General features: G+C 51.2%; 9 protein-coding genes. 3 read left to right on the forward strand and 6 right to left on the reverse strand.

What is annotated here, in order from left to right; genetic code table 11:
- Positions 1–13 precede the first annotated feature (13 nt).
- The 6 genes from WH37_RS13765 to WH37_RS13790 form a co-directional block, all read right to left on the reverse strand.
- Positions 14–1,303 (reverse strand): ABC transporter substrate-binding protein, encoded by a 1,290-nt coding sequence (locus tag WH37_RS13765; protein WP_046231180.1) that lies wholly within the window; start codon positions 1,301–1,303, stop codon positions 14–16.
- A 41-nt stretch (positions 1,304–1,344) separates the two neighbouring features.
- Positions 1,345–2,826, reverse strand: a complete 1,482-nt coding sequence (locus tag WH37_RS13770; protein ID WP_046231181.1) for a DUF5605 domain-containing protein — start codon at positions 2,824–2,826, stop codon at positions 1,345–1,347.
- A 291-nt stretch (positions 2,827–3,117) separates the two neighbouring features.
- A complete protein-coding gene (locus WH37_RS13775) occupies positions 3,118–4,350 on the reverse strand; it encodes a response regulator transcription factor (protein WP_046231182.1) in 1,233 nt (410 codons plus the stop codon).
- Positions 4,328–6,151 (reverse strand): cache domain-containing sensor histidine kinase, encoded by a 1,824-nt coding sequence (locus WH37_RS13780; RefSeq protein ID WP_414811835.1) that lies wholly within the window; start codon positions 6,149–6,151, stop codon positions 4,328–4,330. Before WH37_RS13780 ends, WH37_RS13775 begins: the two co-directional genes overlap by 23 nt.
- 177 nt (positions 6,152–6,328) lie before the next feature.
- Positions 6,329–7,162: a carbohydrate ABC transporter permease gene (locus tag WH37_RS13785; RefSeq protein WP_046231184.1), complete on the reverse strand. Its 834-nt coding sequence runs from the start codon at positions 7,160–7,162 to the stop codon at positions 6,329–6,331.
- Entirely contained in the window at positions 7,162–8,052 is an 891-nt protein-coding gene (locus WH37_RS13790; RefSeq protein ID WP_046231185.1) for a carbohydrate ABC transporter permease, read from the reverse strand. The genes WH37_RS13785 and WH37_RS13790 overlap by 1 nt, the downstream gene beginning before the upstream one ends.
- Positions 8,053–8,252: 200 nt before the next feature.
- Between WH37_RS13790 and WH37_RS13795 the strand changes: the two genes are divergently transcribed.
- From WH37_RS13795 to WH37_RS13805, 3 genes are all read left to right on the forward strand, one after another.
- Positions 8,253–10,169: a sensor histidine kinase gene (locus WH37_RS13795; protein ID WP_046231186.1), complete on the forward strand. Its 1,917-nt coding sequence runs from the start codon at positions 8,253–8,255 to the stop codon at positions 10,167–10,169.
- Complete coding sequence (locus tag WH37_RS13800; RefSeq protein WP_046231187.1) at positions 10,166–11,938, forward strand: response regulator; 1,773 nt, start codon at positions 10,166–10,168, stop codon at positions 11,936–11,938. Before WH37_RS13795 ends, WH37_RS13800 begins: the two co-directional genes overlap by 4 nt.
- A 132-nt stretch (positions 11,939–12,070) precedes the next feature.
- Positions 12,071–13,408 (forward strand): ABC transporter substrate-binding protein, encoded by a 1,338-nt coding sequence (locus WH37_RS13805; protein WP_046231188.1) that lies wholly within the window; start codon positions 12,071–12,073, stop codon positions 13,406–13,408.
- The last annotated feature ends 49 nt before the right edge of the window (positions 13,409–13,457 follow it).

Consider the following 13,457-nt stretch of genomic DNA (forward strand, 5'->3'; position numbering starts at 1 on the left):
TCATTGATGCGGCCTAGCTTGTTTTATTTTTAGCCTTATAGTCAGCAGCGGCCTTCTCCATACCTTCAGCAGCCTGCTCAGGCGTCCATTCTTTTAAAGCGACCTTATCCTGCGCCTCAAACAGCTTCTGTACCACTTCTTGCGGAAGTGCTTGGTCGGTAATGAGGAAGCTGCCCTTTGTCGCCATATCAAGCAGTGGCTTCAGGTGGGGCGTGTTTTCCGAATAAGTGACATTAAGAGCAGCGGGGGTGCCGTAAGAATCAATATATTTATTGACGACTTCAGCACTAGTCAAATATTCGCCTACTTTAATGGTAGCCTCAAGCGTTGCTTGATCAAGGTCGGCGCTTACTTGGAACATTTCGGCAAATACGGATGAACGGCCGGTCGGGAACTTGAACACGCCAAAATCATTGACATTAAATCCAGCTGCCGCAATATTGCCATCCAACCATGTTCCATCAATGTCTAGTCCCGTAGTGCCCGGATAGAAGAGATTCACAGCCTCTGTTGGATCAAGAGCGACATATCCTTTAGGGAAATAGCCTTTATCGTTATATTCCTTGAGCTTTGCGAACGTTTGAACAACGGCTGGATCGTTCCACGAAGCAGTCAGGTTGTTTAGCTTATCATGCAGCTCAGGTCCTGCGAAATGCTCCAGCAGCTGCTCCGTCAGACGCATGACGTGCCAGCCGTTTTTGCCGCCAAGCGATAGCGGTGTAATGCCGCCATCCTTCATCGCTTGCAGTTGTGCTTCAAGTTCCTCAAAGGTGGAAGGAGCGGTAAGCTTAAGCTTGTCATAGACTGTTTTGGAGTACCACATATCGACGGCGTTTAAGTGATAGGGTATGCCAGACACTTTACCGTTGTAGGTTCCCATATCAATAGCCGCTTGATTGTAAAGCGAAGGCCAATTGTGATCCTTGGCAATTTGGGTCAGATCAGCTGTAAGCCCATTTTCGGCATAAAAGGAACCCAGTGAACCGCCCCATGTAGACCACATATTAGGCAGCGTTCCCGAATTAGCAGCTACCTTTAACGCTTCTTTCATCGGATCAACGGCATATTTGCTAACCTCGATTTGAATATCGGGGTTAGCCGCATTAAAGTCAGCAGCCGCTCCATCAATCCATGTATGCTCCTGCAAGGCCCAAACGGAAACGGTTATTTTCTTTGCGCTGCTTGTACCGCTTGTACCGCTTGTGCTGCCAGCCTCTGAATTTGTTCCGCCGCTGGACGAGCAGCCAGCTGCAATAAGTGCGATCATTAATAAGCCTACAAATGCTTGCCATCTTTTTGTCATGAGAATCCCCCTCTAGTGGTCAATCAAAATGGTCGTTTCATTTAAATTTTACTGATGCGCAGTGCTTGATAAGGAATGCCGGGAAGTGGTACCTTGCATGCCCCCGCAAATTCCCCATCGAGCGGCGATATCGACATCGCCCAAGTATCGATTAAATCGATGCGGAATTTTGCACCTTCCGGAAGTGTCAAGTCACGGAACGCGGGGCGGCTGGCGCCAAAATAAATCAAATAATATTCGCCTTCCACGCCTCCGGCAGAAGCATCCCATTTGAAGTTAATGCGGCTCGTATCGAGTCTTGGTCCTTGCTCCATAATGCTGCGCAGGAAGGCAATCGGCTCTGCGCTGCTTCCATGGAGCTCGCCTCCATGCGACCACCAAATGATACCTTCAGGGTGTAAGTAAGTTTCACCATGGGTGACATATCCGCCTTGGGCCATCCCTTCCCAGAAGCATTGGGCCATTCGCTCTGCGGTAAGATTTCCCCAGCCGTGATTCAGATTGCCTTCATAGCGGCATTCATCGATGACGATCGGCTTACGGTAAAGCTCGCGCCATTCCGTTACAAAATTCAAGTCGGCATGCTGGATGCTGGCATGTGTGACCCAAGGCTTCCCGTGATCATACCAATGCAAATTGCTTCTATAATGGATTTCGGGATTATGCCAGTTATGAATGGAGCGAAGATGCTGATAAGGATCATGCTCCTGAATGATGCGGAAAAACCGATCCCAGTCCGTCATCTTCTTCTCGAACAACAGGTCATATTCATTGGCAAGCGACCACCATATGTTGCGGAAAGAGGCAAGCCTTGCGAGCGCATAGCGTAAATAATAATCGTCGGATTCAGCAGCCATGCGCGAGAAGCCCCAGCGGTCATAGGGATGGAATAAAATCAAATCCGCTTCAATGCCGAGAAGCTGCAATTGATCGAGCTGCGTTTCCAGGCGGCGCCAGAAATCAGGATTGAACGCCTCCCAATTAAAGCCCTGCTGCAAGGAGCCCGCGAAAGCGAATTGTTCCGGCTCGGCGGCGTTATAATCATAATGCTTGGGGAATACGCACATTCTAATTTTGTTAAACGGTGCTTTGCTCAGTGAGCGCAGCGTTTGCTGTTCAAGCTTTTCCCCTTGATGGTTCCATGCATAAGCGGTTGTTCCAACCGGATAGAAGGGCGTTCCGTCGGCATAGCTGAAATGATAAATTTGATCAACCTTCACAGGCCCGTGATTATCGGCCGACGTGGGAGCGGTGCAGATGAGTGTTCCTTGCAGGCCATCCAACTGCGCCGTACTGCTGCTCGTAATGAAGGACCATGAGCCAATGTAATCCGGCATGAAGCGAATGACATATTGCCCTTCGCCGTCATAGAAGCCGTCCACTTTAATGATCCGATGCCCGAATTGAAATTCAGCACTAAGCACAACTTCCTTATAGGGATTTCCGTCCTGTGGGCCTTCTATGCGAAGCTCAAAACGATTCCACTGCTCAGCCTCGAAAGGTTCTGACCATATGCGAGTCATGCTGTTCCTCCTTCTCTGATCATAAAAATACATTACTTTTGGTGAATGGCTTCATTCTATAGGATGCGGTTGTCCATTCGTAGCGGTCCAATCGATCCTTTTGTGCATTAATATGACTTTTTGTTTGCGGCAAGCGCGGTATCAAGCCTCTGTATGTATACGGATGATGCTATTTCCTATGCTTTTATGCTCATGTGCTTTTGTACGGATGAAAAACGAGCCGAGTGCTGCTTGAAAGAGCCCCCTGTATTCTTCTCATGGAGAGAAGGAACAGGGGGCTCCGGGAAAAGCTTATTGATTGCGGTATTCCAGCGGAGAAACGCCGGTGCGCTCTTTGAAAAGCTTGCTGAAATAATGCGGGTTCATATAGCCGATAGCGGCTGATATGTCATATACTTTACGGTTTGTTGTACGCAGAAGCTGCTGGGCATGCTCAATTTTATGACGAATGACATACTCGCTGAAGCTCTCGCCAATTTCCTTCTGGAAAATACGGCTTAAATAGCTTTGGCTGACATGGATGGATTCCGCAACCTTGGTCAGCGTCAAATCCTCCAGCAAATGCTTATCAATAAAAGCCTTCGATTTACGGACGATGAAGTTATCGCTTTGTTCGTTTAGCGGAAGCTGAAGCAAGGCCTCCATATAAGCCTTGGGCAGCTGTTCAAGAGAACAGTAGCACGAGCTGACCGAGGAAATCATCGCCATGTTCAGCAGCTCCAGCGTCTTCTGCCGCACCATATCGAGCAGCTTGCTTAATTCGGCAGGGCTATTGGTGTCCGTTCTGTCGGTACTGCTTTGCTCGCCTTGCAACTGTGCCGGGATAGCATCGGTTGAGCGTGCATTTTGCGGACAAAGCCATATCACTTCGCGGTAATTGCGATGAAAGACGAGCCCACCCCATTCTTTCATGACAAATTCGGCAATGAGATGCTGGATGGAGCGAAAGCGAAAATGCCCGGTGTCCTGCATGGTCGCGGCATCATCGCGTTTACGGAAGACGGTTAGCCGAAAGCCTGTCTCATAGGCTGCTGATTCAAGCTCTGCCAGCAGCGGCCGCTCAGGGAACGTGTACTCATCGAGCAAGGAAAGCAAATATTGATTTTTCTCCTCCTCCGTATAAGCCGGCTGGGGTACTGGGATATGCTCCAGCTTCGCCGAAGCTTTAAGCAGGGAAGCGCCAATTTCCTCCTCATCCATCGTTGGCTTGTGCAAATAGTTAACAGCGCCGAGGCGAATGGCCTCTTTGGCATAGGTGAAATTATCATAGCTGCTAATAAAAATAATTTGCACGCCCGGATAGCGCTCCAGCGCCAGCTTGGCAAAAGCGAGACCGTCCATACCGGGCATTCGGATGTCCGTAAGGATAATATGGATAGGCTGTTGTGCCTCCATAGCCAGCAGTGCTTCTTCACCATTCGAGGCTTCGGCTTTCCAATGAACGCCGTATTTTTCCCAATCCACCATATAGCGAAGTCCCAGTCTTGCAATGGATTCATCTTCAACGACGAGCAGGTTCCACATCCGCATTCTCCTCCTTCTCCAATATCCGATAGGGCATTCTGACCGTCACGATCGTATGCGCCTTTGTACGTTCAAATGATAAGCCATATTCCTCGCCAAACCGCAGCCGAATACGGTCCTGCACATTGCGCAGCCCAATATTTTGTGTGCCGGAATCGCTTTGCGGCCGCTTCAGCAGCTCCAAGGCTTGATGGTCGAAGCCGCTTCCATCATCCTGCAGCTCAATGACCAGCAGACGGCTGTCATTCCGTTCGAGCCGGGCTTCCAGCGTAATATGCAGCTTCCTCTCCAGCCCCTTGGCCCCGTGAAAAATCGCATTTTCCAGCAGGGGCTGCAGCAGCATGGGTGGTATAGAAGCCTGATTCAGCTCTGGCGGAATACGCCACTCCATATCAAATACATTCGTATAGCGTAAGTCCATTAACGTCGCATAGTCGCGCAAGAGCCGAATTTCTTCCTCAAACGTAACGAGCTCGCTGTCGAGCTTCATATTTGCATGAAGCAGCTTATTCAACGATTGAATCAGCTTGGCGATTTGTCCAGATTGCTGGAGAACAGCCAGCATGCGGATAGAATTGAGCGTATTGTATAAAAAATGGGGCTGAATACGGGCTCGCAGCGCGTAAAGCTCGGCATGCCGCTTTTGCCGTTCCTTCTCTTCGATCGATTGAATGAGCTCTTCCAGTCGAATGACCATTCGACCATAGCTGCTCTCCAGCTGGCCGATTTCATCGGCGCGACCATGCGCTTCGGGAGTGAAAAACTGCCCTTTTTCTACTTTGCGCATGGAGCGTATAAGTCTGGAGATGGGCTGGGAAAACCCTCGCGCGATCAGGAGGGAGGCAACGGCCGCCAGTACAGCAACGCAAATAATAATCAGGATCGTAAAGCTCTGAATGGAACGGCTGCTTTGCAGCATGGCGTCCTTATCCACACCCATGTAAATTTGCCATTCCAGATAATCGCTCTTCAAGGAAACACCGCTAAAGGTTTTGCTCCCAGCTTGTTCTTCAATGGAAACTTCCCACTCGTCATGTTGCTTATTCCGGCTTGCATGTTTCTGGAGCTCAGCTGCAAGCGCCCGATTCGAGGCATAAATCAAATTGCCTTCTCGGTCTATGACCGTTACTTGCGCATTGGGCAGCTCCAGCGAACGCACAAGATTCGAAATAAAGCGCGGGGAGATGAACATCGCCGTGACGGCCAGCGGCTTATAGTCCTCGTCCATTAACAGCCGAGCTCCAATAATGGCGTCGAAAGAATTGCTTTTGAACTGCTGAATGTTCTGAATGCCTGTCACGGTGAAATGGCCCTTCCCCGTCATCACCTCTTGATACCAAGCCTCGACTTTGGCGTCATAAGCCATATTAATGGCGCTGTCTCCATCTATCCGATAGCCATTAATCGACCCGTTCATGCCATAAACCATCAACCCGTTAATGGATGAATTAATGGACGGATAAGCGCTCATGAGCCGGGCCATCGTTTTTTGGGCATTAATTTCTTCTGTTCCCCACTGTTCAGGCGAGATCGCAGGCTGGTTCAGAAAGGAAAACACTTCCGGCATAAAATAAGGCAGCATGCTGAAACGGTCAAAGTCGCTAATTTGCCGTTCAATTGAAGCGTTGAGCTGTGCCAAAATGACCTTCAAGTCCTGCGTCGTCTGCGCTTCCAATGTATTGGATGACTTCGTTGAGCCGATAGCTCCTATAATGAAAGCAGGAATACTGCTAAGGAGAAAAAATAAAATGAGCAGCTTTGTCTGATAACGTGCGTTTCTCCAGCGTCCCAATTTGCCCACCCTTTCATGAATGTTAGGGAGTAGTCGTGAATTATAGCGCTTTCATTCCGTGCAGTGTTCAAGCATTTTAACATGATTGCTTTCAGAAGACAAAACTAAATCACTAAACAGAAAAATAAGGAAAAAGCCTATCCTTTTGAAGGGATAGACCTTTTCCTTGTTTGGGGTTCTCTGTTGTTAGCCTTTCACCGCTCCGGCAACGACGCCTTTGACGATGTATTTTTGCAGAAAAATAAAGACGATAATCGAAGGCAGGACGGCCATGACCATCGCGGTCATTGCATATTGCCAGTCCGATGTATATTGGCCGACGAAGGTGTAGGCTGCTAACGTCAGCGTCTTCGTATCCGGCGAGCCGTTCACCATGAGCAGCGGCAGCAGGAAGTCATTCCAGATCCACATCACATCGATAATAATGATGGTTGTCGTGACCGATTGCAGCAGCGGGAAAATGACGAGGAAAAACAGCCGAAAGCCGGATGCTCCATCCATTGTCGCGCTTTCGTCGATTTCCTGCGGGATGCCTTTCACGAAGCCGTGATAAATAAAGACGGCAAGCGGAGCGCCAAAGCCCCAATACAGCACGCCAAGTCCCCAGGTGCTCTCCGACAAATGCAGCTGCTTGGCGAACTGGAGCACCGTCAGCATAATCGATTGGAACGGAATAAGCATCGGCATAATGCAGAGCAGATAGATCAGGCCGCTCATCCGCGTTTTTGTACGCGCCAGCTTATAGGCAGCGATAGACGAGACGAGAATAATGCCCGCGAGGCCAACGATCGTAATGACCAGATTGTTCATGAACAGCTTCGGATAATTGATAAACTGCCACACATAAGCATAGTTTTCAAAAATAATCTTCTCAGGCAGCGCGATGACATCGCTCATCACTTCTCCAAAGCTTTTGAACGAGTTGTTAATGGCCAGAAACAGCGGGTATAGAAACAGCAGCGAGAGCAGAACCATTACGGCTTCCAGCGCATAGCGCCCTGCCGGACGTTTTTTTCTCATTAGGCCTCCACCTCCCGGCGCTTGAACAGCGTTAATTGAATCATCGTAATGAACAGCACGGCAACGAAGAGAATGAGCGCTTTCGCTGTACCGTAGCCGTACAAATTGTTCTGGAACGTATCGCGGTAAATATCATAGGCGATGCTGTAGGTTGAGCCGCCCGGCCCGCCGCCCGTCAGCGACAAAATCACATCAAACACTTTAATCGAATTCGTCAGCGCCATAAAGACGGCAATCGTAATCGAAGGTGCGAGCAGTGGCAGCGTAATGTTGAAAAAGGTGCGAAACGGCCCTGCGCCGTCTACCGTTGCCGCCTCCTTCAAGTCGCCCGGTACCGATTGCAGCCCCGCGATATAGATAACGAGGTAGAAGCCAATTGATTGCCAGATTGACACGAGCAAAATAGAAACAAAGGCAAGTCCCGGCGTGCCGAGCCAGCTTAAGTCAAAAATCCCCCATCCCGTACTTTCCCCCAGCGATTCAAAGCCCTGCATGAAAATAAACTTCCAGATAAAGCCGACGATGACGAGGCTCAAAATGTATGGAATAAAGAAAGCGGCCCGCAGCCAATTCGTCGTGCGCAGCTTCATATCGAGCAGAACCGCAAGCCCAATCGCCAGCACATTGACAAGCACGATGTAGAGCACCGCGTATTTGATCGTAAACCACGCCGAGCTGGTGAAGTTCGCATCATTCATAAAAATTTGCTTGAAATTATCAAGCCCGATAAATTTCGGATGCTTGGAAATGCCGTTCCATTTGGTCAAGGAATAACGGATTGTCATGGCAAAAGGAATATAAAAGGCAACGGCGATACAAATCAGAACAGGCAGGCTGAACAAGGTGAATTCCAGCTTTCCGCCCCATTTTTTACCTAATGCTTTGAACATATGATGCACCCCAATTCGTCTATTTCATCCACGCCAGCGACCTTCGCAGCCAGAGGATGGCGCCAGTCGCATACGCTGGAAAAAGCATTTTCCAATCTAGCTTTAATGTGTATTATAGAGCAGACGGATTCCCGTCAAAATGGATTATAGAAAACAGTTAGGGGTAAAAAGGTGAACTGTATGCGGAGCGTGAAACGTTTATGAAAGCGATTGCGGGCAAGGCGCGGGAGCTGTTTTCTTTTTGGCGGGAGCTGGTCGCCCGGAGGCTGGTCAATAAGCTGATTTTGCTGTTTACAGGCGTTATTGTGCTCGTTGTGGCTTCGCTGAACTTCATTTCCTACCAGATGCTTGAGAAGGAGTCGGTTGGCAACAGCATCGATAGTACGACGAACAACCTGCTGCTCGTTGGCCGTAATTTGGAGGATTATTTGAAGGGCATTGAGCAGATGTCCTTGCCGCAAATCGGCTACGATGAAATCACCTATGCCATTATGCACGAGTCCGAGGACTATTCTTCCAAGATGTATGTTGAAAACTATTTGCGCAATATGTTTTATTCCCGCAGCGACTTGGAGGCAATCTACTTGTATGTCGTAGAGAAGCAGAAGTATTATGCGATAACGAGAGAAAATTACAATATTACGGTGCGGACGGGAACGAACACCGTCATTGCAGAGCAGCCATGGTATGCCAAGGCGATGGCAGACCCGAGCAATCAAGCGTATCAATCGCTATCTGGACCGGAGGCGGAGGCTGATTCCGGTTATGCCGCTGAAATTCAGCGAGCGAGCTTTATGGCGTACCACCGGGTGCTGCGTTCGATTAAGACGCGAAAGCCGCAGGCGGTGCTCTCTTTTTATTACAACGCTTCAGTCAAGGACGAAATTATGAAGGATATTCCGTTTAGCGAAGGCCAGCATTTGCTGTATCTTAGCCCGGATAATGAGCCTTTCGAGCTGGATGATGAAGCGTTCTACACGGAGCTGCGGGATGCAGGTGTGCTGCAAAAGCTAGGTGGAGGAGAGGGGATGGCTGGACAGGCTGGACAGAACAAGCAGAACGAACAGACCGAACAGATCGAGCAGGCGGGGGCCTCCAGCGGGCCGTTTACTTGGGTGCAGGGGGAGCAGAAATATTTAATTATTTACAATGTGGCGCAGAAGAGCGGCTGGAAGCTGATTAAGCCGATTCCTTATTCGCAAATTTACGAGGCCGCGACGAAGACGCGCAACCTGAACTATGCTATTGGCGTGCTGTTTTTGCTGCTCGCAGTCATTCTCGTCAGCTTGATGTCGAGTGCCATCACGAAGCCGCTCAAGAAGCTGTCCCGCCAAATGAGCCGGTTCAGCGCAGGCAGCTTTGACGCGGAGGCCGAGGTGAAGGGACGCGACGAAATTGCATATTTGTCACGCCATTTCAATCTGATGGTCAGGCGGACGAATGAGCTGATTAATGAGCGCTACAAAATGAAGCTGGCGGAAAATCATGCGATTTTAAAGGCGCTGGAGGCGGAAATCAATCCGCATTTTCTGTACAACGCGCTGCAAGCCATTTCCACGAAAGCGCTCAAGCATCAAACCTATGACGTCGCGGATATGATCGATGCGCTGGCGCTGACGTTCCGCTATTGCATCAGCGGGAAGGATATTGTGTTTGCGCGCGAGGAGCTGAAGCATATCGAGCGTTATATGGCGCTGCAAACGGCGCGGTTCGGCGCCAGACTGCAGGTCGTCTATGAGTGGGAGGAAGCGCTGATGGAGCTTGAGATTCCGAAGCTTTCGGTGCAGACGCTGGTCGAGAATGCGATCAAGCATGGGCTGGAGAAGGTGACGAGCACCGTCACCATTGGCATTAGGGCAAGCCTTCAGGAGGACGGAACAGCGCTGATCGCGGTGCAGGATGATGGGCCAGGCTTTACAGCAGACAGGCTGGGGCAGGTGGAGGCTTCGCTGCGGCGCGAATGGGGCCAGCGGGAGAGCGACAACATTGGGCTCGTCAACCTGTACACGAGGCTGAAGCTTTTGTACGGGGAAGAGGCAGAGCTGCTCATTAAGAGCGATCAAGCGGGGACGGAGCTGGCGATGCGGCTGCCCCGGCGAGGAGGGAACGGTTTATGAAGTATACGGTGCTGATCATTGACGATGAAGAGCCGCTGCGCGAGGCCATTCGGCTGCTTGGCGACTGGGAGGGACTTGGCGTAGGGCAGCTGCTGGAGGCAGCAGATGGATTAAGCGGACTGCGCATGCTTGCGGAGCAGAGGGTAGACCTCGCTATCGTCGATATGAAGATGCCTGGCCTGAACGGGGCAGAGCTGCTGCAAACCGCCCAGCAGCAGTATCCTGGGCTGCTGACCATTGTCGTCAGCGGCTATAATGACTTTGAATATACGCGGCAGGCGATTCGCTCCAAGGTCGTCGATTATTTGCTTAAGCCTGTAAACCGGACTGAGCTGAATCAAGCGCTGCGCAAGGCGATGGATGTGCTGGAGGCGAAGCGCAGGCAGGAGAGCGATTTTATTGCGCAAAATATTACCCTCAACCTTTCGCTGCCAGGGCTCAAGGAGAAAATGTATTTGTCGATCCTCGAACGCAGCTTTAAGCAGCAGGCGAATGAAGCGTTTCTGCCGCTTATTGGCGCGGACGACAAGGCCAATCGCTTCGTCGTTGTGCTGCTGCGCATTTTGAATCTGGACCAGATCAGGCGCAGCCGCTTCCACGGCGACACTGAGCTGCTGCATTTCGCCGTCAGCAACGTCGTCAACGAGGTGGCGGGCGCGCACTTTCAAGCGTTCAGCTTCGCGAATCCGAAGCAGGAGCGCGAGCTGGTCGCCATTCTGACGATGAATGGCGGCGGTGCTGCCGATGCAGCCTATCGGGCGCTGCATCAGGTGAATGCAATAGCCGCTACGCTTCAGCGGCTATTCGGCATTAGGGTCGCCGCAGGCATCGGCGGCCCGGTGGCGGAGGCGCTGGACATGGCCGCCTCCTTCGAAGAAGCGCGCTCAGCGCTGGGTGAGATGGATCTGCTGCGCATGAATGGAGCAGCAGCCGTTAGAGCCGCAGCTGCTGATCATCGCGGCAGCAGCAGCCGCAGCGAAGTCGGCGTCAGCGGCGAGCGGTCAAGCAGCAAAGCAGCCGCCCGAAGTCATACGGGCGAAGGCGAAGGCCGTACGCCAGGCGCTGCCGCCAGCGCTGAGAAGCGGCAGCCGAAGGAGGGGCTGTCGCTGCCTGGGCGAATGGCGGTCATTCGCCAGGCGCTAGCGGGCGACAACCTCCAGCAGGCGAGCAGCATCATCAGTGAGCTGGCCCGCAGCTGGCAGGATGCGGACAGGCTGAGTCTGGGCGAAGCCGATCGCATCATTCGCGAGGGCATCGTGCTGTTTGGCGACCTGTCGCTTGCGCTTGGCGTTCCGCAGGAGCGGCTGCCGGCAGGCAGTGAGGAAAGCTTGCGCAGCCGGGGGCTTTCGCTCGATTTTGCCACCTTCGAGCAGTTCGCCGCGCTGCTCCAGCGGCTGCTAAGCTTTTACCATGAGCAGCTGCGGGCGGCGCAGGCTGTGCAGAAGCCGTTCGATATTGCCGATATTAAAGCTCATATCGACCGTTATTATTTTGAGGATATCAAAATCTCGCTGTATACCGATAAATATTTTCTCAGCCGCGAGTATTTGATGAAGCTGTTCAAGCAGCAGTTTGGCTGCGGCATTCATGAATATGTACAGAAGGTGCGGATGGATAAAGCGAGGGAGCTGCTGGACGATTCGGCGCTCAAAATTCAGGATATTTCCGAGCTGCTCGGCTACAAGGACAAAAACTATTTCAGCAAGGCGTTCCGCAATTATTACAGCCTGTCGCCAACGGAATACCGGAGCAGCAAGGGGAATAGTTAGGGGAGCTTCACAGTCATACACCACTTTTTTACCCTTAATACACCACTTATCTGCATTTTTATCTCCTATCCTTTTCTTTAGAATAAGCAGCGAAGACTTGTATTCCAAGCGAAAAGAAATGGGGGCCCTACCATGTTCAAAAAAATCATGTCCATGTCCACCAGTATCGTCCTGGCTTCGGTCATGCTGGCTGCTTGCGGCAGCGGCAATGGCAACACTACCAGCACTAATGGCAATACGCCAGAAGCAAGCAGCACAGCCGATGCTGGCGGCGCCGCGAATGAGGCGAAGCCGGTTACGATCAACATGTTCACCGCTTCTCCCGAATATACCGATGCGTTCAATGCCTACATTGCCGAATACAAAAAAGTGAAGCCGAACGTCACGATCAACCTGGAAATTATGCAAGCCGATTACAATACGGTACTGAAGTCGAAAATCGCTGCCGGAAGCACGCCGGATGTATTCCAGACGACGGCAGGTGGCGATATTGACACCTTCGCCGAATACAGTGCTGATTTGACTAATGAGCCGCTTGCGGCAGCAATGACGGATGCAGTCCGTATTAATATGACGTCGAGCGACGGCAAGGTGCTGGGACTTCCGGTCAAGGGCAATTTGATGATGATGATTTATAATAAAAAGCTTTTGGCGGACGCTGGCATTGCTGCTGCTCCGAAGACGACAGCGGAGCTTGAGGACGCAATTGCCAAGCTGGAAGCGAAGGGCATCACACCATTTGCCAACGCCTACAAAGAGTGGTGGGTATGGAAGCATATTTTCCAAAACTTCGTCAACGCTGCTGCGGCAGATGCGGGTACTACGCCGAAAGAGCTGGTCGACCAGTTCATCGCGGGTGAAACGACATTTAAAGACCATCCCGTGCTCAGCGACAATTTCTTTAATTTCATCGATCTGACCGTGAAGCACGGGACAGACAAGCCGCTTGAGCGTGACAGCAACGCCGAAGTAAGTGACTTTGCATCAGGCAAAGCGGCCTTCATGACGGGCAAGGGCGCATGGGACGAGGAAGCGATCAAGAAAATTACGCCTGACATCGAAATCGGCATCGCAGGCTATCCAGTAAGCGATAAGCCGGAGCAAGCGCTGCTTGTTACGGGGGCGGATCAGGCGCTGCGCATTAACAAGGATTCCGCTGTTGCGGCGGAAACGATTGAATTTTTCAACTGGCTGTACACCTCGGATTACGGTAAAAAGTGGTTCTCGGAAGTCGCGAAGGTCATTCCGCCGATTAAAGATGCGGCGCTGCCGGATCTGGATATGCCGAAGCAGATGGAAGAGATTTTAAAGACGGAAAAATCCGGCGATTTGTCGGTCAACTATTCCCTCGACACATTCCATCAAAAATTTGGCGAGCTGATGCAGAGTTACATTAGCGGCGGGAAAACGAAGGAGCAGGCGATTAACGAAATCCAGCAAGCATGGATTCAATTCGGCTCCTCGATGTAGGAAGAGAAGGCTGTAAAGATGCCGCTAAGCAGCGGCTGATAAACAAGGC

Origin of the sequence: Paenibacillus algorifonticola (genome assembly GCF_000971975.1) — a bacterium.
In the GTDB taxonomy this organism is placed as follows: domain Bacteria; phylum Bacillota; class Bacilli; order Paenibacillales; family Paenibacillaceae; genus Pristimantibacillus; species Pristimantibacillus algorifonticola.